This is a genomic window from Acidimicrobiales bacterium, assembly GCA_035540975.1.
Taxonomy (GTDB): domain Bacteria; phylum Actinomycetota; class Acidimicrobiia; order Acidimicrobiales.
On the sequence record DATLFN010000064.1, the window covers coordinates 1 to 22644 of the forward strand.

A 22644-nucleotide genomic window follows, 5' to 3' on the forward strand; every position below is an offset into this window, starting at 1 on the left:
GTGTGGTGGTGGGGGCGAAAGGCGCAGCGGGTGGGGGCGGCGGAGACGCCCGACGGTCCGGCCGACGTGGCCCTCGCCGACGGGCGGCCGGCGTGGGTGGACGGCGGCCCGCGGGGGCCCGTCGACGTCGGCGGCGCCGTCGTGCACGCCGAGTCCGTCGAGGCCGGCCGGCTGGCCGTCGCCCCACCGCCGGCGGCGCCGGCCGGCGACCTGGCGCCCGACCAGCGGGCCGCCGTCGCCCACGGGTCGGGGCCGGCCCGGGTCATCGCCCCCGCCGGGTCGGGGAAGACCCGGGTGCTCACCGAGCGGCTCCGCCACCTCGTCGTCGACCGGGGCTACGAGCGGGAGACGGTCCTGGCCGTGGCGTACAACAAGAAGGCCCAGGAGGAGTTGGAGGCGCGGTGCGCCTCGTTCCGGCCCCGGGTCCGGACCCTCAACTCGCTCGGCCTGTCGCTCGTCACCTCGGCCCGGGGCCGCCAGCCGCAGGTGATGGACGAGCGCGACGTCCGCCGCCTCGTCGACGACCTGTTGCCCCGCCGGCAGCGGCGGGCCAACACCGACCCCATCGGGCCCTACCTGGAGGCGCTCTCCCTGGTCCGCCTCGGCCTCCGCGACCCGTCGGGGGTGGAGGAGGAGCGCGACGACGTGCCCGGCCTGGCCGAGGCGTTCGGGCCCTACCGCCGCCGCCTGGCCGAGGCGGGGGCGATGGACTTCGACGAGCAGATCTACGCCGCCGTCGAGGTACTCCTGGCGGACGGGGCGTTCCGCCGGTCGGCCCAGGCGTCGTGCCGCCACCTCCTCGTCGACGAGTTCCAGGACCTCACCCCGGCCCACGTGCTGATGCTGCGCCTCCTCGCCGCGCCCGGCCTCGACGTGTTCGGCGTGGGCGACGACGACCAGGTGATCTACGGGCACGCGGGCGCCGACCCGGCGTTCCTGGTCGACTACGCCCGGCTGTTCCCCGGAGCCGCCGACCACCCGCTCCGGGTCAACTACCGGTGCCCCGAGGTCGTGGTGGGCGCCGCCCGCACGCTGCTCTCGTACAACGAGCGGCGGGTCCGCAAGGAGATCGTCGCCGGGCCGGACGCCGACCCCGAGCCGTCCGCCCTGGCCGTCACCCGCCACCGGCCGGAGGCGGGTGGCGCCGCCCTGGCCGGCGTCGTCACCGGCTGGCTCGCCGAGCCCGGTGTGGAGCCGGCGTCTGTGGCCGTGCTGGCCCGGGTGAACTCCCTGCTCCTGGCCCCCCACGTGGCCCTGGCCGAGGCGGGCGTCCCGGTGGACTCCGTGCTGCGGCCCGAGGTGCTGGAGCGCACCGGCGTGCGGGCCGCGCTCGCCTACCTGCGCATCGGCGCCGACCCCGACCACATCGACGGGGCCGACGTGGTGGAGGTGTACCGGCGCCCGTCCCGCGGCTTCCCCCAGTGGTTCCCGAAGTGGCTGAAGGGCCGCTTCACCCTGGACCGCCTGCGGGCCATGGGCGAGCGCATGGACGACGCCAAGGTCGCCGCCAAGGTCGACGGCCTGGTGGACGACCTGGCGATCGTGGCGCGGGCGGCGGCCGACGGGACCACGCGCGAGGTGCTGACCGTGGTGAAGGGCCGGGTCGGCCTCGGCAGCGCCATGGGTCTGCTCGACAGCTCGGCGTCGGGCGAGGGCGGCTCGAGCCATTTGGACGACCTGGAGGCGCTCGAGCAGGTGGCCGCCCTCCACCCCGACCCGGCCACCTTCGAGTCGTGGCTGCGGGCCACGTTCCATCGCGAGGCGGTGCCCGGCGGAGTGACCCTGTCGACCGTCCACCGGGTGAAGGGCCGGGAGTGGGACCGGGTGGCGGTATTCGGGGTCACCGCCGGGCTGGTCCCCCACCGCCTCGCCCTCGACGAGGAGGAGGAGCGGCGGGTGCTCCACGTGGCCATCACCCGAGGCCGCCGCCGCGTCCACCTGCTGGCCGACGAGTCCCGGCCGTCGCCCTTTCTCGACGAGCTGGACGGGACGGCGCCGCGCCAGCGTCCGCGCCCGGCCCGCCCGGCGGCTCCGGCTCCGGCTCCTGGGGCCCGCCCGCCCCGGGTGGCGACGACCGAGGCCCGGGTGGGGCTGGCCGTGGTGGCCAACGGCGGCTTCGAGGGCACCATCGAGTCGATCGACCCCGAGGGTGCGACGGTCCGGCTCGGAACGGGCGCCGCCCTGCGGGTCCGCTTCGGCGAGCCGGTGTCGGTGCGGGGCAGGCCGGCCGTGCTCACCGCCCGCCCCGCCATGGCGCCCGACGCGGAGCAGGCGGAGGAGGCGCTGCGGGCGTGGCGCACCGACCGGGCCAGGCGCGACGGGGTCGCCCCGTTCATCGTCCTGCACGACCGCCACCTCCGGGCCATCGCCACCGCCCGCCCCCGCACGCTCGTCGCCCTGCGCTCGGTGGACGGCATCGGCCCAACCAAGCTCGAGCTCTACGGCGACGAGATCCTGGGCGTGATCGAGGCCCTCGACGCCTGACCCGGCCACACGCCGGGTGGCTCGTCACCCCGGGGCGACGAGCCACCCCCGCTCCCCCAGCGCCTCCAGGAAGCGCCGGTAGCTGCGGTCGAGCGCCTCCCGCTCGTCGTCGACCGGGCCGACCTCCTCGCCCGGCGCGCCCATGGCCTCGGCGGCGACGGCCACGTCGGGATGGAGGGTGCCCGAGGCGGCCAGGATGCACGCCCCCAGGGCGGTGGACGCCCCCGGCTTGGCCACCAACGGGACGCCCAGGGCCGTAGCCCTGATCCGGTTCCACACCCCGCTGGCGCTGGCCGCGCCCGACGCCGAGATGGGCCCGTCGGCGGCCGCGCCCAGCCCGGCCAACCGCTCGTACCCGAGGCGCTCCACGAAGGCCACGCCCTCCAGCACGGCCCGGTAGCGGTCGACGGCGTCGCCCTCGTCCCCGCCGAGGACGAAGCCCTCGGCGTCGGGCGCCACGAACGGGAAACGCTCGCCCCGCCCGACCAGCGGGTACGCGACGCTTCGCGCCGGCCCGGCGGCGGCCGCCTCCCGGTCCAGGGCGGCCAGGTCGCGACCGGCGAAGCCCGCCCCCAGTGCGGCCCCGCCGGTGCTGGAGGCGCCTCCCGGCAGCCACCACCCGAGGGGGTGCCGGTGGCTGTAGACGGCGCCCCCCGGGTCGGCGACCAGCTCCCGGCTGACGCCCTTGAGCACCAGCGTCGTCCCCAGCACCGACACGAAGCGGCCGGGGACGGCGGCGCCGGCGGCCAGCTGCGAGGCGCAGGCGTCGGTCATGCCGAGGCGGACCTCGCACCCGGCGGGCAGCCCGGTCGCGCCGGCGGCCTCGGCGCCGACCCGCCCAACGGCCGTCCCCGGCGGCCGCACGTCCGGCAGGAGCCGGCCGGGGACGCCGAGGGCGTCGAGCGCCTCGGCCGCCCACTCGCCGGCCAGCGGGTCCCAGCCGCTCTTGAGCGCCGAGCTCCAGTCGGTCGCCACCAGCCCGCCCACCAGACCCGACACGACGACGTCGGAGGCGTGGGCCACACGGGCCGCCGCGGCGGGGACGGCGCCGTGGCGCACCATCCACCCCCACTTGGCCAGGCCGAACGACGGCTGCACCCGCAGGCCCAGCCGCCCCCAGCGTTCCGCGCCGGCGTCCTGCGCCCGGTCGGCCTCGGCGCCCGCCCGCTGGTCGGCGTACGTCAGGGCGGGACCGACGGGCGCGCCCCGGTCGTCCACGGCGACCACCGTCCCCGACGTGGCGCACACGGAGACGGCGACGACCGACGCGCCGGCGTCGCCGAGCCCGTCGGCCAGCCGGCGCAGGGCGGCCACGGTGGCGGGCCACCAGGCGGCGGCGTCCTGTTCGACCTCCCCGGGCCGGGCCGACCGCGGAGGCGGCAACGGCACCGACGCCTGCCCGTGGACGCGGCCGTCGGCGGCGGCGGCCACCACCCGCACGTCGGCGGTGGCCAGGTCGACGCCCACGACCAGCTCCACCGGGCGCAGGCTACGGCCGCCGACGCATCCGACGGGCGGGGACGGGCGCCTCCTCGTCGTGCATCCGGTCCGGGGGGGCGCGCGAGGATCGCGGGATGCTCTGCCTGTTCGGGTTCGACCGGGTCGGCGTGGCCGTGTGCGACCTGTACTTCCTCGACCCCGAGCCCGAGCCGGGCCAGGAGGGTGGCGAGCAGGGCGTCCGGCTGGAGGTCCGCGTACTGGAGCGGGGCCCGCTGCCCGGCTCGGCGTACTCGGCCCAGCCCGTCGAGGTGTCGACGCCGGTGTGGCGGGCCGACCTCCTGGAGTCGGTCGCCAACCCCGGGTCGCTCGACCGAGCCCACCACCACCCCCGCTTCGACGGCTGGGAGCCGGGTCGTCGGCACTTCGACGACGCCCTGACCGCCGACCCCGTGGCGTGGGTGGGGCGACGGCTGGCCGACCTCGACCAGCTCGTCGCCGCCGCCGGGGTGGCGCCCGACGTCCTCGGGCCCGACGACGCGGCCGCCGTGCGCGACGCCGTCCCCGAGATCGTGGCGACTATCGAGCGCCTGCTCGACCGGGCCCGGGCCGCCGGCTACGGCCAGCCCGGGCGTGCCCCCGCGCCGGGCCCCGGCGGAGCCCGGTTCGGCTGGCTGTAGGAGACGGCGCCGGCGGCTACCAGGAGCCGGTGGCCCGCAGGCGGGGGTCGAGCACGTCCCGCAGGCCGTCGCCCAGCAGGTTGAGCCCGAGGACCACGAACGACACCGCCATGCCGGGCGCCAGCATGAGGTGGGGGTACGACGGGAAGTAGGGCCGCGACTCGTTCAGCATCGATCCCCACTCCGGGGTGGGCGGCTGGGCACCCAGACCGAGGAAGCTGAGCCCCGCCACCGCCAGGATGAGCCGTCCCATGCGCTGGGTGACGAGGACGACGACGGCCGGGGCGATGTTCGGCAGGATGTGCCGCCGGATGAGGCGGGCGTTGCCGGCGCCCAGGGCGCTGCTCGCCTCCACGTACGGCTGCCTGCGCACCGACAGGACCAGTCCCCTGACGATCCTGGCGAAGCCCACCCACCACACCGACACCAGCCCCACCAGGACGGCCAGCACGCTGGGCTCGAACAGGCCGGCGATGGCGAAGGCGACGACCAGGCCCGGAAGGGCGAGGAGGAGGTCGACGACGCGCATGATCACGGCGTCCACCTTCCCGCCGAAGTGGCCGGCGACCGTGCCGACGAGGACACCGATCGACATGACGAGGGCGGTCGCCAGCGCCGCCGCGCCGAGGGAGAGGCGCCCGCCGTGCAGGATGCGGCTGAGGACGTCGCGCCCCAGGCCGTCGGTGCCGAGGAGGTGCCCCCACGACGGGGAGCGCAGCCGCTCGCCGGTGATGACCAGCGGGTCCTGGGGCGAGACGAGCGGAGCGAGCAGCGCCGCACCGGCGGCCAGCGCCACGATCGCACCGCCGGCACACGCGTTCCCGCTGCGCAGCACGCGCCCTGCCAGCCGCCGCGGTGCGCCCACCGTGCCCGGGGCCGGGTCGACCGCGGGCGCCAGGACGTCGCCCCCCACCGCCGGCTCCTCCGCCGACGCCGCAACCCCCGCCCGCCGCGGCCCCGCCACCATCAGCGGCCCTCGGCCGACAGTCGGATGCGGGGATCGAGCGCCCCGTAGACGAGATCGGTGAGGAAGTTCACGACGACGTAGGCCGTGGCGGTGACCAGGACGAAACCCTGGATCACCGGGTAGTCCTTGGCGTTGATGGCATTGACGGCGAGCTCGCCGAGCCCCGGCCAGCTGAAGATCCACTCGACGACGAACGCCCCGCCCAGGAGGCCCCCGAGCGAGAGGCCGATGACGGTGACGATGGGCACGGCGGCATTGCGGAGCGCGTGGGCGAACAGGACACGGGAGGTGCCGACGCCCTTCGCCCGGGCCGTGCGGAGATAGTCCTCGCCGAGGACGTCGAGCACGGCGGCGCGAGCGAACCGGGTGAGGCTGGCGGCGGACCCGAGGGCGAGGGTCAGTGCGGGGAGCACCAGATGCTGCGCCGAGTCGAAGCCGAGCACGGGGAGGACCTCGAGCCGCACGGCGAAGAACAGGATCAGCAGATAGGCCAGGAGGTAGCCCGGGAGCGATGCGCCGACCAATGCACCCATGCGGCAGATGTGGTCCACCAGCGTGTCGCGGCGGTAGGCGGAGAGCACCCCGAGGGGCACGGCGATGAGCACCGAGAGGGCGAGGGCGGCGCTCGCCAACAGCACCGTCCGCGGCAGCCGCTCTCGTATCAGCGAGGCGACGGCGTCACCGCTGACGTACGACTCACCGAGGTCGCCGCGCGCCGCCCGCCCGAGCCACCGGGCGTACTGCACCGCCAGCGGGCGGTCGAGGCCGAGCTCCTCGCGCTTGCGCTCGATCTGGTCGGGCGTCGGCGGCAGCTCGAGCGTGAGCTGGAGCGCCAGCTCGGCGGGATCGCCCGGGGCGAGGACGCCGAGGCCGAAGGTGACGACCGAGACCCCGAGGACGACGACGGCGAGCCATACGACCCTCGCCGCCGTGTAGCGGATCACCGGCCGGCACCCCCGGTCAGGCCGCCCCGCCGCTCACAGGTCGCTCGACGCCGTGGTCCTGTAGACGGTGGACCAGTTGAGGTGCGACTCCGCCGGGTGTGGTGGCGTGAACCCCGCCACCCCCTTCTTCATGGCGTAGACCCGGGAGAGGCCGGCCAGGGGGATGATCTTGACCTCTTGATCGAACAGGAGGTCCATGGCCTCGGCCGAGTACCGCTGGGCGCCGTCGAACGTGGGCGACGCCAGCGCCCGCTCCACCAGGGCGTCGAAGGCGGGCCCGGCCTGCTGCCAGGGGCCGCAGTTCGGCGGCGTGGCGGCGAGGCAGGACACCCAGGGGTTGACCGACTTCGACCACCACTGGAGGGTGAGCAGGAAGGCCGGGTTGGCGTCGTTCTGGTTGGGGTTGGTGTGGTCGAGGTCCCACAGCCCCTGGTTCTTGCGAGTCGTGCGCTGCGCGCTGGACAGGTTGCCACCGATCTCGATCTCGATGCCGGCCTTGAGAGCTCGCGACCTCAGGTCCTGCAGCAGCGGGTCGTCGGCGTTGTTCGTGCTGCTGAGCATGTACAGGCTGAGGCGCTCGCCCGCCTTCTGGCGCACCTCGTCGGCGCCGCAGGCCGTGTTGGCGCCCGGAGCGCCGCCGCCGCACGTCCACCCGTCGGCGTCCAGGACCTGTCGGGCCTGCGCCAGGTCGAACGGGACGCCCTGGATCATCGGGGCATGGCTGCCGAGGATCGACGGCGGCGACGGGGTGTGCACGACCGTGGCGACGCCCGGCTCCCAGTTCTGGTCGACGAACTCCTGGCGGTCGATGCTCAGGGCCAGCGCCCGACGGACGCTCGGGCTCTGGAGCTCGTCGTACGCCGGATCGGTCCCGGCCAGGTTCATGTAGAAGTTGAAGACGTAGCTCGGCGGGGCCGTCACGACGTCGAGGTCGGACTTGGCGCGCAGGCCGGCGACCTGGCTCCGACCGACGTCGTACATGGCGTCGATCTGGCCCGCTTCCAGGGCGAGCCGGCGGGTGGTGGCGTCGCCGATGAACCGGAACGTCAGCTCCCGCAGCCTTGCCTTGGTCCCCCAGTAGGCGTCGTGGCGCTCGACGACGATGCGGTCGCCCTGCGTGTAGCTCTTGAACTTGAACGGGCCGGTGCACACCACCGTCGACGCCGTCGCCGGCATGGTGGATGGCTCGGTCTGGTCCTTGATGACGGCGTAGGTGGGGTGGACCAGGATCTCGGGAAGCCGGAGGTTGGACTCGGCCGGCGTGATGTCGATCGTCTGCGGGTCGACGACCACGCTCGATGCCGCGCCGAGCTTGGCCGTGAAGTCGTCTCCCTTGGAGACGAGCCGGTCCATGGACCACTTGACGTCCTGGGCGGTGAACGCCGACCCGTCGTGGAAGGTGACCCCGGGCCGGAGCCGGAACCGCCAGGTCGGGTTGTTGACCCCACCCGTCTTGTAGGTCGGGTTGTTGCCGGGGTTGATGAGCTCCCAGCTCGTGGCCAGGCGCTCGCCCACCGAGTAGTCGTTGCGGACCTTGGCGAGCGTCTCGCACGTTCCGGCGTCCAGGGCGAACCGGGACAGCCGGAGCTTGCTGTTCGCCCACGGGTCGGCCTTGTAGCCGACCGTCATGGTCTGGTCGGCGTCGCCCACCGGTTGGCCGGCAGCGATCGAGTACCCCGTGCCGTCGGACGTCGGTGCGATGTGGTGGTAATCCGACGGCGAGGCGAGGAAGCCGCCCTCGACCAGCTCCTCGACGCTCCCGGCGTAGCGACCGTTCTTGGCGAAGAACGCCTCCTGGGCGGTCCGGATGGTGCGGGCGTCGGTGGCCTCGGCCGCCGACTCGCCCTTGTCGTCGATCCCGCTCACCGAGAACACCACGACCCCGGCCAGGATCCCGAGGATGACGATGACGACCAGGAGCTCGATGAGCGTGAAGCCGTCCTGGCGTGACCGGTTCCTCGTGCGTGAGACCAGCCGGGTCATGTGAGCCCTCCCCCAAGGTGTGCCGGCAGGCCACGAAGGCTCGGCACGGAGCTCCTCGCGGGACCCTCGGTCGTGGCACTCCCGACGCCACATCGTCTGGTCGCACGTATTGTAACGGTCTACTTCCGTGGGTATCTAGTCCCGCCCCACGACGTGCTCGGCCTCGCCGTCGGGCGCGCAACCTTCCACGTTGCTTACCATGACGCCTGTGCCCAGCGATGCCGGCGACGCGCGTCCGGCCGGACGGAGCGCACCGGTGCCGCCAGGCCCGCCGGCCCGCCGTCGCCGCAGCGCCAGCCTCCGCCGCCTCCTCCTCTCGATCGCCGTGATTAGCGGGGCCGTCTACGCCGCGTTCTGGACGTCGTGGACGTGGGACCACCACCAGGAGGAGCGCAGACGGGCCGAGACGGTCGTCCAACGCAATCTCGACCGGGCCACGCTCGGGTTCGTCGGTTTCCTGAAGGCTCGGACGGCCGCCGCGGCCGAGGCGGCGGCGGCCGTCGACCCCGGGGCGCCGGGTGGGCCGGCGTGCCCCCTGCCGAGCATCCCGGTCAGCCCCGGCGACGCGCCGATCGAGCGCTACGACCTCGTGCGGCCCGACGGCTCCCTGGTGTGCACCACGGCTGGCGCCACGAGCGGGCCGGTCCCCTCGGCCCTCGGGGCGCCGTGGCTGGCAACCGACTATCGGCCCGGCTCGCCGTCCGACGACTACGTCGACCCGGCGACCGGTCTCAGCGCGTGGGGCGTGGCGTTCCCGGTCGGGAGCGGCGCCGACGCCGCCGTCCTGGCGGCGGTGGTCCAGCTGGCGCCGGCCAGCGACCAGCTCGGGGGGCTCTTCGGTGACGGGCTCGGGACCGCGTACGTGGTCTCCGACGCCGAGACCGGCGCCATCCTCTCGCGCCCGGCCGGCACCTCGTGGACGGCGGAGCGCCCCGGCGGGCACATCGTCTTCAGCCGCCGCATCCCGGGAACCGACTGGCAGCTCTCGGCCGGCGTCGACCGGTCGGTCGCCTACGCCGAGACCTGGGACGAGGTGAAGGGCGGCGCCCTCGCGCTCGTCGCCGCCATAGGGGCGCTCACCCTCCTGACCACGCTGGTCCACCGCCGCATCGTGCGGCCGCTGGGCGACATCACCGCCGCCGCCCGGCGTGCCGGCGACGGCGGTACGACGTCGCTGGACGAGTCGGGACCGGCGGAGCTGGCCCAGCTGGCACGCGAGCTCAACCAGCTGACGGCGAGCCGGGCCCGGAGCGAGAACCTGCTGAAGGTCACCGCCGAGCACCTCGCCCACTCCGTGGAGCGTCTGGACGCCGTGCTTGCCAACTCGGCCGACATGGTCCTGATCGTCGACGGCGACGGCAAGGTCACCTTCGCCAGCCCGGCCGCCGCCGCCGCCTGTGCGCCCGTCGTCGTGCCCGGCGTCGAGCTGGCGTCGGTGGTCCATCCCGACGACGCGGCCAAGGCGACCGCCCTGGTCCGGCCCGGGGCCCCCGCCGACCCGACCGTCGAGCTGCGGCTCGGCAGCCACGGCTGCGGCTGGCGGCACGTCGAGATGGTCGCCCGTGACCTGCTCGACCACCCGGCCGTGCACGGGATCGTCATCAACGGGCGCGACGTCACCGAGCGCCGGGCCGAGGCCGCCGAGCGCGCCGCCCTGGACGAGCAGCTCCACCAGTCGCAGCGCCTGGAGAGCCTGGGCGCCCTCGCCGGCGGCATCGCCCACGACTTCAAGAACCTGCTGTCGGTGATCGTGTGGACGAGCGACATGGTGGCGAGCGACCCGGCGGCCGGCCCGCTGCTCGGCGACCTCGACGAGATCCGGGAGGCGGCCTCCCGCGGGGTCGACCTGGCGCAGCAGCTGCTCACGTTCGCCCGCCGTGACCAGGCGCTGCCCGAGCCCATCGACGTCGGCGCCGAGCTGCTCGCCCTCGCCGAGCTCCTGCGGCGGGCGCTGGGCGACCACATCGACCTCGACCTGCGGATCGACCCCGGCCTTCCCCCGGTCCGCGTCAACCGGTCGCGTTTCGACCAGGCGATCGTGAACCTGGTCGTGAACGCGCGCGATGCCATGGGTGCGGGCGGCCGGCTGGTCGTCGAGGCGTGCGAGCACCGCTCGACCGGCGAGCCGGGGCTCGATGCCGGTCCCTGCGTCGTCGTCGCCGTCTCCGACTCGGGGTCGGGCATGGAACCGGAGGTGGCCAGGCGGGCCATGGAGCCCTTCTACACGACCAAGGCGCCCGGGCAGGGAACGGGGCTGGGCCTCGCCATCGTCCACGGGATCGTCACGTCGGCGGGCGGCGCCGTGCGCATCGCCTCCGAACCCGGACGGGGGACGACCGTGCGCCTCCTCCTGCCCGCCTCCGACGAGCCCAGCTCGACGACCGCTTACGACACCACCCGCGAGCCCGCCCTCGGCTCCGGCGAGGTGGTCCTGGTCGTCGAGGACGACGACCCGCTGCGGGCGCTGGTCGAGCGGATGCTGCGGGCCGGCAACTACACCGCCGTCGGCGCCGCCGACCCGGCGGCTGCGCTCGTGCTGGCCGCCGACCCCGACCAGCGCCTCGACGTGGTCCTCAGCGACCTCCTCATGCCCGGGATGTCGGGGGCGGACCTGGCCGCCCGCCTGGGCGACAAGCGCCCGGGCGTCCCCGTCATCTACATGTCGGCCTACACCGCCGACATCCTGGAGGAGCTGCTGGAGGCGGGGAGCTCACCGGTGGTCCTCGAGAAGCCCTTCACGCAGCGCCAGCTGCTGGAGGCCGTCGACGAGGCGCTCAGCCGGTCCAGCGCCGCGTCCGGCCGCTGACGCGGCCGCGGCGGGAGGCGCACCCGGGCCGGCCGTCCTCCTACGCTGCCGCCCATGCTCCTCGACGGCGTGAACCACGTGGCGCTCCTCACCAACGACGCGCAACGACTGGTCCGGTTCTACGAGGAGGTGTTCGACGCCACGATGAGCGGCCGGATGGACGCGGGGGACGGCGCCGTCCTCACCTTCATCGACATCGGGACCACCGCCCAGCTCAACGTGTTCGAGGTGCCGGGGAACACCGAGGCCGAGCGCCAGACCCCGATGTTCGGGCGGGGCCGCATCGACCACCTGGGGCTCCAGGCTGCGTCGCTCGACGCCTTCGGCGCGATCCGCGACCGCCTCATCGAGCGGCGTGCCACCGACGGGTTCGTGACCGACTTCGGCGACGTCCTGAGCGTCTTCTTCCGGGACCCGGACGGCCTGGAGTGCGAGGTCTGCGTCGCCAACCCGGATGCCCGGCCCGGCGTCCGCAACCCCCCGGGGACCCCGGCGGCGGGGTACCCGGTCGTCGACGCGCCCGACCGCTGACCGAGGGGCGAATGAGGATCCAGGCCGCCCGCGACGCGCTCGACGGGCTGTCGGTCGGCGACGCCCTCGGCGAGCAGTTCTGCGGGCCGCCCGACGAGATGCGGGCAGCCGCCCTGGCCCGGCGGGCCCGTCCGGCACCATGGCGCTGGACCGACGACACGCTGATGGCGTCGTCGGTCTTCGAGGTCCTCGCCGCCGGGCGGGAGGACGACCAGGACGCGTACGCACGGAGCTTCGCCGAGCGGTACGAGCCCGGGCGCGGGCACGGCCCGGCCACTCGAGACCTGCTGTCCGCCATCGGCAGCGGCGGGGACTGGCGCACGCTCGCGCCGGCCGCCTTCGGCGGCCGCGGTTCGTGGGGCAACGGCGCCGCCATGCGCGTCGGCCCCCTCGGGGCGTTCCACGCCGGGGACCCGGCCGGGGCGGCCCGGGCGGCGGCCCGCCAGGCCGTCGTCACCCACACCCACGCCGAGGCGGTGGACGGGGCGGTCGCCGTCGCGGTGGCCGCCTCGGTGGGCGCCGCCAGCCGCGGGGGCACCGCTCCGGGATTCGCCGAGGTGCTCGGCGCCTCGCTCGAACGTCTCGGCGAGACCCGTACGGCGGCCGGCCTCCGCCAGGCGCTGCGCCTGGGGCCGGGCACCGATCCGGCGACCGCCGGCGCCGTCCTCGGCACCGGCGCCGGGGTCGCCGCCTTCGACACCGTCCCCTTCGCCCTGTGGTCCGCCGCGTGCAGCCCCGACGACTACGAGGAGACGTTCTGGCGCACGGTCGTCGTGCTCGGCGACCGGGACACGACGTGCGCCATCGCCGGAGCGGTGGTGGGCGCCCGGGTGGGCCCGAGCGGGATCCCGCAGGCCTGGCTGGCGGCGCGGGAGCCGCTCCCACCGTGGGTCGGCGCCGGGTCCCGGCCCGGGAGCGCCGTCAGCCGGTGAGCTCCTGCGAGTAGTAGAGGGCACGCTCGGTGGACCCGGGCGTCTGGACGGCCGAGAACCCGTGACGCTCGTAGAACCGCTGGGCGCCGACATCTCCCTCGTCGACGTTGATCTCGACCAGCTCGGCCCCCCGGGCGCGCACGGCGGACATCATCAGGTCGACGACGGCGGACCCGGTGCCCCGACCGCGCCGGTCGGCCACGACGTAGAGCTCGTCGAGCAGCGCGACGGGGCCGGCGTACCACACGTTCGGTCGCAGCGTGGCCAGGGCGACGGCGACCGACGGCGCTCCGGCCAGCACGGCGATGGTCCGGTCCCCGGCGAGCAGGACCCGGAGCCGGCCGGCGAGCACCTCGACGCCGGGTGACGGCGTGTCGAACTCCTCGTTGAAGTCGTGCAGCAAGCGGGCGACCTCGCCGGCATCCTCGACCGTCGCCAGCCGCGGGCTCCACCGGTCGTCACCCACGGCGGCACCGTACCCAGTGCGGTCGGTCCGGGCGACCGGCGTCGCCCACCGGCTCCGGCGAGCTCACCGGCCGCCGCCGGGGCTGCCGTCGTGCGCCGGCGCGACCAGACCGAGGTCGGCGAGGACGGCGTCGAGCACCGCCTCTGCCGGCGGCCACGGGAAGGCGAAGCGCTGGCCGATCCGGAGGTCCACCAGCCCGTGGCCCGACAGCCAGATCTGGAGGGCGAGGAACCAGCTGTCGCGGGCGGTGGCGGCGCAGGCGCCGGCGTCGAGGCAGCGCTGCACGGCGTCGACCAGGGCGAAGAACGTCGGAGCGCCGGGGTGGTGCTCGGGATCGTCGCCCACGCCGGCCGGCGCGGCCGCGCTGAACAGGACGCGGTAATGGCCGGGGCGCTCCTCGGCGAAGCGCAGGTAGGCCAGGCACCATCGCCGCAGGGCGTCAAAGGGGTCGTCGGCGCTGGCGGCCGCCTTGCCGAGCAGCTCGTGCAGCTCCGCCCACCGATCCTCCAGCACGGCCACGAGGAGCGCCTGCTTGTCCTCGAAGTGGCGGTAGATCGACGGGGGCGTCACGCCGACGGCGGCAGCCACGGCGCGCATGGACAGCCGGTTCGTATCGCCGACCTCGGCCAGGAGGTCGCTGGCGGCGGCGACCAGCTCGCTGCGGAGCCGGTGGCCCTCGCCGCGGCGGGCCCGGGCCCGGGTGGGCCGTCCCGCAGGAGGAGATCGCCGTTGACGCATGAGTGAACGGACGTTAGCTTAACGCATGTGACCTTTCACGCGTCCACTCGATGGTGCCCATGAGCGAGGGCCCGGCCATCGAGGTGCGCGACCTGGCCAAGCGCTACGAGCCGGCCGGCGTCGACGCGCTGCGCGGCGTGAGCTTCGAGGTGGCCCGGGGGGAGATCTTCGGGCTGCTCGGCCGCAACGGGGCCGGGAAGTCCACCGCCGTCCGCATCCTCACCACCTTGCTCAGGCCCACCGCCGGCACCGCCGCGGTGCTCGGCGTGGACGTCACCGCCCGGCCCGCCGAGGTGCGGGCGAGCATCGGCGTGGCGCTCCAGGAGGCGGCGCTGGACGAGCTGATGAGCGGCCGTGAGCACCTCGTGCTCGCCGCCCGCCTGGCCGGCACGAGGGCGGCGGCGGCCGCCGCCCGGGCCGACGAGCTGCTCGAGATCTTCGGCCTCACGGGAGCCGCCGACCGCCTGGCCGGCCGCTACTCGGGCGGTATGCGCCGGCGTCTCGACGTGGCCATGGCGCTGGTGCGCGGCCCCGAGGTGCTCTTCCTCGACGAACCGACCACCGGCCTCGACCCGCAGAGCCGGCGCGCCCTGTGGGAGCTCATCGGCGAGCAGCAGGAGCGGGGGACCACCGTCCTCCTCACCACCCAGTACCTCGCCGAGGCGGACGAGCTGGCGCAACGGGTGGCCGTCGTCCAGGCCGGCACCATCGCCGCCATCGGGACGCCCAGCGCGCTCAAGCGCCGCTACGGCTCGACGACCGTGCGCCTGCGCGTCGCCGGCACCGACGCCGAGCACGCGATACGGGAGGCAGCCGGCTCGGCGGAGGTGGTGGCCGCCGGCGACGGGCGGCTCGTCCTCACCGCCGACGGAGGCGACGCCGCCCTGCCCGCCCTCCTCGGGCGCCTCGCCGCCCTCGGATCGTCGTTCGACGAGCTGGAGGTCCGCTCCCCCACCCTGGAGGACGCCTTCGTGGCGCTGACCGGGGCGCAGCTCGAGGCCGACGCCGGCCAGGCGGACGACGGCTCGCTGGCAGCCGTGCGTCGTGGCCTGGGGGTCGCGGCGGGGACGGGCCGGTGAGCGCCGGCCCCGCCCAGGTGCGGATCCTGCTCGCCCGCAACCTGCGCGAAGGCGTCCGCAACCCGGTGCTCGCCTACGGCCTGCCCGTCGTCATCCCGCTCACCATGTTCGTCCTGGTGGCGAAGACGCTCTACCGGGTCACCGAGCTGCCCGGCTTCCCCACCACCAACTACGCGGAGTGGATGTCGCCCGCCATCTTGATGCTCACGGCCATGACCGGCGTGGGCTACGCGGCGACCAGCCTGGTTATCGACATCCAGTCGGGCTTCCTCGACCGCCTGCGCCTGCTCGGTGCCGAGCCGTCCTCGTTGCTGGTGAGCCGCCTCCTGTTCGACGTCGTGCGGGTGCTCCCGGCCGGCGCCGCCCTGTTCGTCACCGGGGTCGTCCTGGGGACCGACGTGAACGAGGGCGCCGTCGGCGTGGTCCTGCTGTTCGGCCTCCTCCTGCTGTGGGCCGCTGCCTATGGCGGGCTCTACTTCGTCATCGCCCTGGCCACGCGCAACGCCCAGGCGCCGCTGGCCCTCGCCCCGCTTTTCCTGCCCCTCCAGTTCCTGTCGACCCAGTTCGTGCCCGAGAGCCTCCTCCCCCGTTGGGTCCAGATCGTCTCCGCCTGGAACCCCTTCACGTACATGGTCGATGCCGCCCGCGCCCTCGTCACCGGCCCCCTCGAGGCCGAGCCGCTCCTCAAGGCCCTCGGCGTGGGGGTGGCCCTCCTCGTCGTGACGCAGCTGGCGGCACGCCACTACTTCGCCCGCGCCGTCGAGGCCGGCTGAGCCCGGGCCCGACGCGCCGGGGCGCCTCAGGGACTGGGATTGAACTACGTGAGTGAAGAGGCGACGCCGGTCTGCCTGCTCGTCGTGGAGAAGCCGTTGCGAGAACTGGGTTGGGACCTGTTCGATGGCAGACCGGCGTCGCCTCTTCCGAGCAGGTAGTTCAATCCCAGTCCCTCACCGCACCCGCCGGTACGCTCCCGCCGGGCGGCGTCGCGGGGGTCCTGCCCGCCACCGCCACGATGGTGCCGGGCCCGGTGGCGAGCCGCCTTGGCCGCGCCGGGTGCTCGTGGTCGTCCCGGCCGTGGCGGGCGGGCTGGCCGTGCGGGTGGCGACGACCCGGTCGAGCTGGACCGTCCTCGAGAGCGACGAGGCGGTCGTCGGCCTGATGGCCCGCAGCATCCTCGACGGCGACGTGCGCGCCCTCTTCCGGGGGCAGCGGTACGGCGGCACGGCGGAGGCGTTCGTCCTGGCCGCGTCTTCGGCATCGCCGGGCCCTCGACCCTCGCCATCCGCGCCGTTTCGGGGTCGATCGAAGCCGCGGCTGCCCTCCCGGTGTGGCGTGGGACGCCGGGGCGGGAGCCCCGTGCAGGGAGCGGGGGGTAGCCGTGGAGGCCCTTGATGCCGCGCTCGGTGTAGCGCCCGTTGCGGCACATGTCCCACGCCCCGGCGCCGCACGGCCCGCACGGGACGGGGTCCGGTCGGCGGACGATCCCCACCACCAGGTCGCCGGGAGCGAGGTCGCTGCGGGCGGGCGCCGCGACCACTCGTCCCAGCGACTCGTGGCCGAGGACCAGGAGCCCGGACCCCGGCGGGGCGGCCCCGTACTCTCCGTCGGCGATCTCCACGTCCGTCCCGCAGATGCCGACGGCGACCCCCTCGACGAGCACGTCGCCCTCGCCCACCGGTCCGTCGTCATCGGCCACCGCGGCGCTGCCGGCCTGCCCGGGCCGGACCACCATCGCCCGCATCAGGCGCACGTGCGCCGGTCGACGGGCCGAGCGGCCGACGTCAGGTTCAGCGCGGTGTTGACCAGGCCCACGTGGGAGAAGGCCTGGGGGAAGTTGCCGAGCATCCGCCCCGAGGCGGGGTCGTACTCCTCGGCCAACAGGCCGACGTCGTTGGTCAGGCCCACCAGCCTCTCGAACAGCTGTGCCGCCTCGTCGTGGCGGCCGGTGACGGCCAGGGCGTCGGCCAGCCAGAATGAGCAGAGCAGGAACGCCCCCTCCTTGCCGGGCAGCCCGTCGACGGAGGTGCCGTGCTCGGTGGGGTAACGCTCGATGAACCCGTCGGCGCCGAGCTCTCGCCGCACGGCGTCGATCGTGCCCCGCACCCGCTTGTCGTTCGGTGGCAGGAAGCCCACGAGCGGGATCATGAGGAGGCTGGCGTCGAGCTCGGGCGAGCCGTAGGACTGGGTGAACGTGCACCGACCCGGATCGAAGCCCCGCTGCGACACCTCGTCGTGGATCTCGTCGCGCACGCGCCGCCAGCGATCGACGGGGCCGTCGAGGCCGAACTCCTCGACGGCGCGCACGCCCCGGTCGAAGGCCACCCAGCACATGACCTTGGAGTGCACGAAGTGGCGGGCGGGGCCGCGGACCTCCCACAGGCTGTGGTCGGGCTGGCGCCACCCGGTCTCCAGCCAGGACAGCAGCTCGCGCTGCACGGCCCAGGCGGCGGCGTCGGGGGGGACCCCGGCCACCCTCGCCTGGTGGAGGGCATCCATGACCTCCCCGTAGACGTCGAGCTGGCGCTGGGTGGCGGCGCCGTTGCCGATCCGGACCGGCCGGCTGCCCTCGTAGCCCGGCAGCCACTCGAGCTCGAGCTCGGGCAGGCGGCGCTCACCGGCCGCGCCGTACATGATCTGCATCTGCGACGGGTCGCCGGCGACGGCTCGCAGGAGCCAGTTCCGCCACGCCACCGCCTCGTCCCCGTAGCCGGCGGCGAGCAGCGCCTGGAGCGTGAAGGTGGCATCGCGCAGCCAGCAGAAGCGGTAGTCCCAGTTCCGGACGCCGCCCGGCACCTCGGGCAGCGAGGTGGTCGGCGCGGCGACGATCCCGCCCGTGGGCGCGAACGTCAACGCCTTGAGCGTGATCAGCGACCGCTCGACCTCCCGGTGCCAACGGCCACCGCCCGTGCAGCGACCGGACCACTCCCGCCACCACGCGACGGTCTCGGCGAGGGCGACGTCGGGATCCGCCCGGCGCTCCAGCGCCTGGTGAGACGGGTGCCAGGTGAGCACGAACGGGACCCGGTCACCGGGGCCGACGGCGAACGTCGCCCTCGTCGCCATGTCCTGGCCGTGGACCTCGGCGGTGGTGACCAGCTCGAGGGCGTCGGGACCGGCGATCAACGAGAGAGCGCCGTCGATGCGCTGGGCCCAGGGGACGGTCGAGCCGTAGTCGAAACGGACCACCAGGTCCATCTCCATCGTCACCGAACCGGAGACGCCCTCCACCACCCGCACGACGTCGGGCGCGGCGCCGCGCACAGGCATGAAGTCGGTGACCCGCACGGTGCCACCACCGGTGTGGAAGGTGGTCTCCAGGACCAGTGTGCCCGCCGCGTACGCACGCTCGACGCGGTGGGCGTCGCCGAGCGGGGCCAGCTTCCACCGGCCGTGGGAACGGTCACCGAGAAGGGCGGCGAAGCAGGCCCCGGAGTCGAACCGCGGCAGGCACAGCCAGTCGATGGACCCGTCGATGCCCACCAAGGCGGCGGTCTGGGTATCGCCGATCAGCGCGTAGTCCTCGATGTTCATCGCTCCAACATGCCCGGTGGGCCACCGCTCCGAATCCCCGGCCCGGAACTGGGCGACCGGCCCGTGGCGCGCACACTTGACGAGTGCCGACGTCGTCGGGACGCGGCCAGGCCGCCGGTGCCGGTGGATACGTTCTGGCGGCAGATGTGGCGAATAGCGCCACTTCTTGCCGCCAGAAGCTCCCCCCCGCCGGTTCTGCGCGGTCGGGGCCGTAGCCGCCGGCGGCGGTGCGTGGAGACGCCGACGGGCGGAGCCACGGCGTCGAACGAGTTCTGGCGTCGCCGCACCGACGTGCCGGTCGGCGCTCCGTTGCCGTCGGCCAGCGGACCGAGACCGCCGGAGGCTGCCGGCGCACCGAAGATGTGCTCGCGCTGGCCCTGATGGCGCCCAAGCCGGCAATCGGGGCCGCGACTACGGCTGCACGAGCCCGTAATCATCGGCCGCATTGAGAGCGTCACCGACAAACCACGCGTCGATCGTCACGATCACGTCGTCGCCGTCAACTCGGCCACGGTCCTCCAAGGCGGCTCCAATGAGGGCAAGCGCCGCGGCCCGGCTGCGCACGATCCGTTCCTCGCACTTCTCGCCCGTCAGATCGGAATCGCCGTCACGTTGCCACGCCTCGACCGCGGCATCGGCAAGTCCCCGAGGAATACGAACCTCGATCTCCGTTGGCTGCTCGGACAAGCGCGCGCCCATCTGTGCCAGGAGGCTCTCGTCGGCCTTCCAGGTGGCGAGCACGTCGGCGTCTGTCACTCCGACATCCTGCCTCACGCATGCGGGCCGCCCCGACGTGCCGGGCGGCGAGCACTGCGGCGGCCGGCGATACGTCCGCGACGACCGGCCTCGTGCTCACGATCACCAGTGCGGCGCGGCGGGCGGCGCCGCGAGCCGGCAGTCGGCGCGGCCGCCTGGTTGACGGACGCTGCTTCCGCGCACGAGTCGAAACGCGTCTCGAGAAGAGTTGCCAGTCATTCCTGAGGTGTTCGCAAGCTTCGTGAGGATCAGTTGCTGGAGGCGGAAGGCACCCCACGGCCGCTCGGAGCGGAAGGCTGGTTGCACCGGAGAACGAGACCTTCTCGTCGGCTACGCCGATCACCATTCGTTCCCCGTTCGGGTCTCGCGGGGTGGATCAGGCACCCCCGACGCGAACGTCGTTGACCGTGTGCCGAGCGAGGGCGCGCAGGTCCCGAAGGTCCCCGGTGAGCACCGTCGCTCCGCCCACTGCATCGGCGAGAGCAACAACGATGGCGTCGACCGCCGACGGCTTGCGGGCGCCTCCTACCGCCGCCCGCAATGCCGCGCCCTTGCGTGCGAGGATTTCGTCGGTGGAGAGCACCTCGCAGGTGCGCAGGAGGCGGTTTTCGTGGAAGTCGCGGCGGTGGTCCCCGGTGAGGACTTCGGTGAGCACCACCGCGGGTACGAGCGCCGGCCACTCGCCCCTGCGTCGCAGCTCCTCCAGGCGGGCTCGGTCCTCGGCCAGCAGGGACAGCCCGCCGGAGTCGAGGACCAATGTCACGCCGAGCGGCGGTCGTGCTCGGTGCCGAAGAGCCTGTCCGCCCAGGCCGTCGCCTCCGTCCGCTCCGTCTCGTTCGTGGGCCCGAGCTCGGTTTCGAGCTCAGCCAGGTAGCTGTCGAGCTCGGCGATCTTGGCCAGTCGGTTCAGCTCGGTTGAGACGGCCCGCTGGGCGAGCTGGGAGATGTTCAGCCCAGCGCCCCGCGCTTGGTGGTAGAGGTCGTCCGGGATGGTGATGTTGACGCGGGCCATGCGCACAGAATACACATCATTGAGGGCGGGCCTGAGGCTCCTCCCCGACGACCGAGGCGTTCGACGTGCCGCTGGTGGCAACGAAGACGACGCTGCGGTTGGCGGTCTTGGCCACGACGGCGTTCTCCATGGCGTCGAGCTCGTCGGCGCTGGACGACCCCGCCAAGCCCTGGAGGCCGAGGACGAGTTCGATCGTCGCTCCCAGCCGGGCGATGACGGTCGCCGCCGGGGCCAGCGGCAGGAGACGGGCAGCAGCGTTGCGCTCGTTGGCGACACGGCCGCCTGCGGTCGCCAGAACGGCACGTTGGCGTACCAGTCGCCGAGCACGGTGGTGGCCGCGGGTGGCTCGCTCAGGGGCCGACCGACGCGGTCGAGGAACTTCCTGGTCCCCCGGATGACACCATCGCGACGGAGGTCAGACCGGCGCGCGCTCGGACGCCAACTCGCCGTGGAGGCGGTCGAACGATGTCGACCAGGGAAGCCTTGATCTCGCCACTTCGAGCCTGGGCGACTCGCCCGACCAGATGGTCGACGATGGCGAGGCGCGTCCCACTGAGATCCGTCCGCACCGGGCAGGCGTAGGCCACGACGAGCTCGGCGTACAGGTCGATCATGGCCGCATCGCTCGGACGCCACGAACGAGGCTCGCTGACCGCAACGGCCGCCGCAGCGCATGCATCGGCCACGAACACCAGCGGGTCGTCGCTGCGCACACGAGTACTGGATCAGCGGCCATCCGAATGCCCCTCTCGCTGTCCTCTCGGCGGAGCTACCCCGCTCCGATCGTGCGCAGGGAGAGACGATTGGGGCCCGGGGAGAGGCCTGGAGAACCGCGCTTCTCTAGCGCGGCGCGTTCTCGGCACCCGACGGTGATGACGCCGACCCGCGCGCGAGTCCACCCTTCAGGACGACGATGTCCGCGCTGACGACGTGATCCCCACGTGCGCCTCACCGACGGTCTTCCGGCATCCGTACCGTCAGCGGAGCCTGGGTTTCGGAATGTCGGCGTACCCCTCGGCGGCGAGGACCCGACCAAACTGCTCGAAGACCGCACGGCCCTGCTCCGAAAGCTCTCTCGCCTCGCCCTCCCGGGCCTCCTGCTCCGATCGGAAGTACGCCACGTCGATGAAGCGGCCGTCCTGCAGCCACACCGTGAAGCCGCCGAGTATGTCCGGTCGCTCCCTGTGAAGAATGGGCTCGGCCTGGACCATCACCGAGCGGGCCGCGACTCTGTCGCCGCTGCCCCAGAACACCTGGACGAAGCCTGCGTCGTCGGATCCACCCCCCATCGAGACGTCGACTGCCGCCGACTCGAAGATCCGAGCGGGCCCGGCCAGTGCCTGCTCCAGTTCGGCCCACCACGCCCGTTGTTCGGGGCGCTCGCTGTTCCGGCGGGCGGCGTCCTCGCCATCGAATCGGGCGACGAGAACCACCTCGCCGTCCGTCGTGAGGCCGGCGGTGGACCCGAGAAAGCCCATCTCACCGGGACGCAGCCGCAGCTCTGTCTCCCATCGGTCGAGGGCAACGACGAGAGCCCCCTCGTCCCGGACCGGAGCACGGATGACCTGGACGAACATCCCACCATTGATAGTGCTCCGGAGGTCTCGGCTGTCAGCCGACCCGACGCTCCTCTCATCGCCAGCGGACGGGACAACCGGCTCTGGGTTGCAGCGCAACGAACAGGGTTCGGCGGCCGCACCCAGTAGGCGGGACGATCGTGAGCGATGGCCAAGACGTGAAGAACGTCGCCCGTGACCAGGTACGCGACGTGCGGAGGTGCCGGTGACCTTGACGTGAGGGCATCTCAGCGGCGCGGCCGGGCCGTCGTTCTGTCCAGCTGCATCGCCGAACACTGGCCGATTACGGTGAGGCGCACCGGGTGAGGAGGATCCATGCGAGTAACCGGAATCAACGCGAACCTTCCGGTTGCCGACATCGCCGCGACCCGCGACCAATCGGGTGGGTCGCTCGATACTCGACGCCCGGCGGCGACGCCTCCGTCCAACTCGTCACCAGCGACGCCACGGCGCCCCACGACTCAGTCATCTCGGTTCACGTCGGCGACAGTATCGATGATGCGTACGAGGAGGCGAAGCGTCGGGGGTACGAGATCGTTCACCCGCTCACCGACGAGCCGTCGGGGGTGCGAAGGTTCCTCGTGCGCGCTCCGGACGGCAACGTGATCAATCTTGTCAGCCACGGGGACGAGTGGGCGCGCCCAGCCCCACCTCCATCACCGACCGTCCGGCACCGCTGACCGAAGCGGCCGGCGAGACCACGTCAACCTTCTTCGACAGGG

Annotated in this window: 20 protein-coding genes; 7 read left to right on the top strand and 13 right to left on the bottom strand. The window is 73.9% G+C overall.

Translation table 11 applies throughout. From position 1 onward, the window contains the following. Positions 1 to 2484, top strand: a 2484-nt coding sequence (locus VM242_07850) for an ATP-dependent DNA helicase UvrD2 (GenBank protein ID HVM05068.1), incomplete at its 5' end; no start/stop codon positions are given. Between the two features lie 24 nt (positions 2485 to 2508). Here VM242_07850 and VM242_07855 read toward each other — a convergent pair. Then, positions 2509 to 3963, bottom strand: a complete 1455-nt coding sequence (locus VM242_07855) for an FGGY family carbohydrate kinase (GenBank protein ID HVM05069.1) — start codon at positions 3961 to 3963, stop codon at positions 2509 to 2511. 95 nt (positions 3964 to 4058) lie between these two features. Between VM242_07855 and VM242_07860 the strand changes: the two genes are divergently transcribed. Next, complete coding sequence (locus VM242_07860; GenBank protein HVM05070.1) at positions 4059 to 4601, top strand: hypothetical protein; 543 nt, start codon at positions 4059 to 4061, stop codon at positions 4599 to 4601. A 16-nt stretch (positions 4602 to 4617) separates the two neighbouring features. Here VM242_07860 and VM242_07865 read toward each other — a convergent pair whose 3' ends face one another. Genes VM242_07865 through VM242_07875 form a run of 3 tightly spaced genes read right to left on the bottom strand, consistent with a single transcriptional unit; the run spans position 4618 to position 8495 of the window. Next, a complete protein-coding gene (locus tag VM242_07865) occupies positions 4618 to 5514 on the bottom strand; it encodes an ABC transporter permease (protein HVM05071.1) in 897 nt (298 codons plus the stop codon). Between the two features lie 53 nt (positions 5515 to 5567). Beyond that, complete coding sequence (gene nikB / locus VM242_07870) at positions 5568 to 6512, bottom strand: nickel ABC transporter permease (protein HVM05072.1); 945 nt, start codon at positions 6510 to 6512, stop codon at positions 5568 to 5570. Positions 6513 to 6545: 33 nt separating this feature from the next. Beyond that, on the bottom strand, positions 6546 to 8495 hold the full coding sequence (locus VM242_07875) for an ABC transporter substrate-binding protein (protein HVM05073.1): 1950 nt from the start codon (positions 8493 to 8495) through the stop codon (positions 6546 to 6548). Between the two features lie 325 nt (positions 8496 to 8820). Here VM242_07875 and VM242_07880 point away from each other — a divergent pair, with 325 nt between their 5' ends. Genes VM242_07880 through VM242_07890 form a run of 3 tightly spaced genes read left to right on the top strand, consistent with a single transcriptional unit; the run spans position 8821 to position 12764 of the window. Then, entirely contained in the window at positions 8821 to 11301 is a 2481-nt protein-coding gene (locus VM242_07880; protein HVM05074.1) for an ATP-binding protein, read from the top strand. Positions 11302 to 11355: 54 nt separating this feature from the next. Next, positions 11356 to 11832 carry a VOC family protein gene (locus tag VM242_07885; GenBank protein ID HVM05075.1) on the top strand — a complete coding sequence of 159 codons (477 nt, stop codon included), beginning with the start codon at positions 11356 to 11358 and terminating at the stop codon, positions 11830 to 11832. 11 nt (positions 11833 to 11843) lie between these two features. Further along, a complete protein-coding gene (locus VM242_07890; protein HVM05076.1) occupies positions 11844 to 12764 on the top strand; it encodes an ADP-ribosylglycohydrolase family protein in 921 nt (306 codons plus the stop codon). On the opposite strand, the gene VM242_07895 is transcribed toward VM242_07890, so the two are convergent. Together VM242_07895 and VM242_07900 are read right to left on the bottom strand one after the other, a co-directional pair. Beyond that, a complete protein-coding gene (locus VM242_07895; protein HVM05077.1) occupies positions 12754 to 13230 on the bottom strand; it encodes a GNAT family N-acetyltransferase in 477 nt (158 codons plus the stop codon). The two genes, VM242_07890 and VM242_07895, sit on opposite strands and share 11 nt — an antisense overlap. Before the next feature lie 63 nt (positions 13231 to 13293). Further along, positions 13294 to 13968: a TetR/AcrR family transcriptional regulator gene (locus tag VM242_07900; protein ID HVM05078.1), complete on the bottom strand. Its 675-nt coding sequence runs from the start codon at positions 13966 to 13968 to the stop codon at positions 13294 to 13296. 59 nt (positions 13969 to 14027) lie between these two features. Between VM242_07900 and VM242_07905 the strand changes: the two genes are divergently transcribed. Both VM242_07905 and VM242_07910 read left to right on the top strand, forming a co-directional pair. After that, positions 14028 to 15047, top strand: coding sequence for an ATP-binding cassette domain-containing protein (locus VM242_07905; protein HVM05079.1), 1020 nt, complete (start codon positions 14028 to 14030; stop codon positions 15045 to 15047). After that, positions 15044 to 15820 carry an ABC transporter permease gene (locus VM242_07910; protein HVM05080.1) on the top strand — a complete coding sequence of 259 codons (777 nt, stop codon included), beginning with the start codon at positions 15044 to 15046 and terminating at the stop codon, positions 15818 to 15820. The genes VM242_07905 and VM242_07910 overlap by 4 nt, the downstream gene beginning before the upstream one ends. 967 nt (positions 15821 to 16787) lie before the next feature. Here VM242_07910 and VM242_07915 read toward each other — a convergent pair. The 7 genes from VM242_07915 to VM242_07945 form a co-directional block, all read right to left on the bottom strand. Beyond that, positions 16788 to 18977 (bottom strand): glycoside hydrolase family 15 protein, encoded by a 2190-nt coding sequence (locus VM242_07915; GenBank protein HVM05081.1) that lies wholly within the window; start codon positions 18975 to 18977, stop codon positions 16788 to 16790. 12 nt (positions 18978 to 18989) lie between these two features. Next, a complete protein-coding gene (locus VM242_07920) occupies positions 18990 to 19334 on the bottom strand; it encodes a hypothetical protein (GenBank protein HVM05082.1) in 345 nt (114 codons plus the stop codon). A gap of 376 nt (positions 19335 to 19710) precedes the next feature. Next, positions 19711 to 20097 (bottom strand): type II toxin-antitoxin system VapC family toxin, encoded by a 387-nt coding sequence (locus VM242_07925; GenBank protein HVM05083.1) that lies wholly within the window; start codon positions 20095 to 20097, stop codon positions 19711 to 19713. Further along, positions 20094 to 20345, bottom strand: a complete 252-nt coding sequence (locus tag VM242_07930) for a type II toxin-antitoxin system CcdA family antitoxin (GenBank protein HVM05084.1) — start codon at positions 20343 to 20345, stop codon at positions 20094 to 20096. The genes VM242_07925 and VM242_07930 overlap by 4 nt, the downstream gene beginning before the upstream one ends. A gap of 16 nt (positions 20346 to 20361) precedes the next feature. After that, entirely contained in the window at positions 20362 to 20511 is a 150-nt protein-coding gene (locus VM242_07935) for a hypothetical protein (GenBank protein ID HVM05085.1), read from the bottom strand. 184 nt (positions 20512 to 20695) lie between these two features. Then, on the bottom strand, positions 20696 to 21058 hold the full coding sequence (locus VM242_07940) for a hypothetical protein (protein ID HVM05086.1): 363 nt from the start codon (positions 21056 to 21058) through the stop codon (positions 20696 to 20698). Positions 21059 to 21322: 264 nt separating this feature from the next. Further along, positions 21323 to 21922, bottom strand: coding sequence for a hypothetical protein (locus VM242_07945; GenBank protein ID HVM05087.1), 600 nt, complete (start codon positions 21920 to 21922; stop codon positions 21323 to 21325). Positions 21923 to 22644 lie beyond the last annotated feature (722 nt).

Coding starts and splice junctions, on each gene's coding strand:
- VM242_07860 (HVM05070.1), top strand. CDS start 4,059: ATGCTCTGCCTGTTCGGGTTCGACCGGGTCGGCGTGGCCGTGTGCGAC.
- VM242_07875 (HVM05073.1), bottom strand. CDS start 8,495: ATGACCCGGCTGGTCTCACGCACGAGGAACCGGTCACGCCAGGACGGC.
- VM242_07885 (HVM05075.1), top strand. CDS start 11,356: ATGCTCCTCGACGGCGTGAACCACGTGGCGCTCCTCACCAACGACGCG.
- VM242_07890 (HVM05076.1), top strand. CDS start 11,844: ATGAGGATCCAGGCCGCCCGCGACGCGCTCGACGGGCTGTCGGTCGGC.
- VM242_07900 (HVM05078.1), bottom strand. CDS start 13,968: ATGCGTCAACGGCGATCTCCTCCTGCGGGACGGCCCACCCGGGCCCGG.
- VM242_07905 (HVM05079.1), top strand. CDS start 14,028: ATGAGCGAGGGCCCGGCCATCGAGGTGCGCGACCTGGCCAAGCGCTAC.
- VM242_07930 (HVM05084.1), bottom strand. CDS start 20,345: ATGGCCCGCGTCAACATCACCATCCCGGACGACCTCTACCACCAAGCG.
- VM242_07945 (HVM05087.1), bottom strand. CDS start 21,922: ATGTTCGTCCAGGTCATCCGTGCTCCGGTCCGGGACGAGGGGGCTCTC.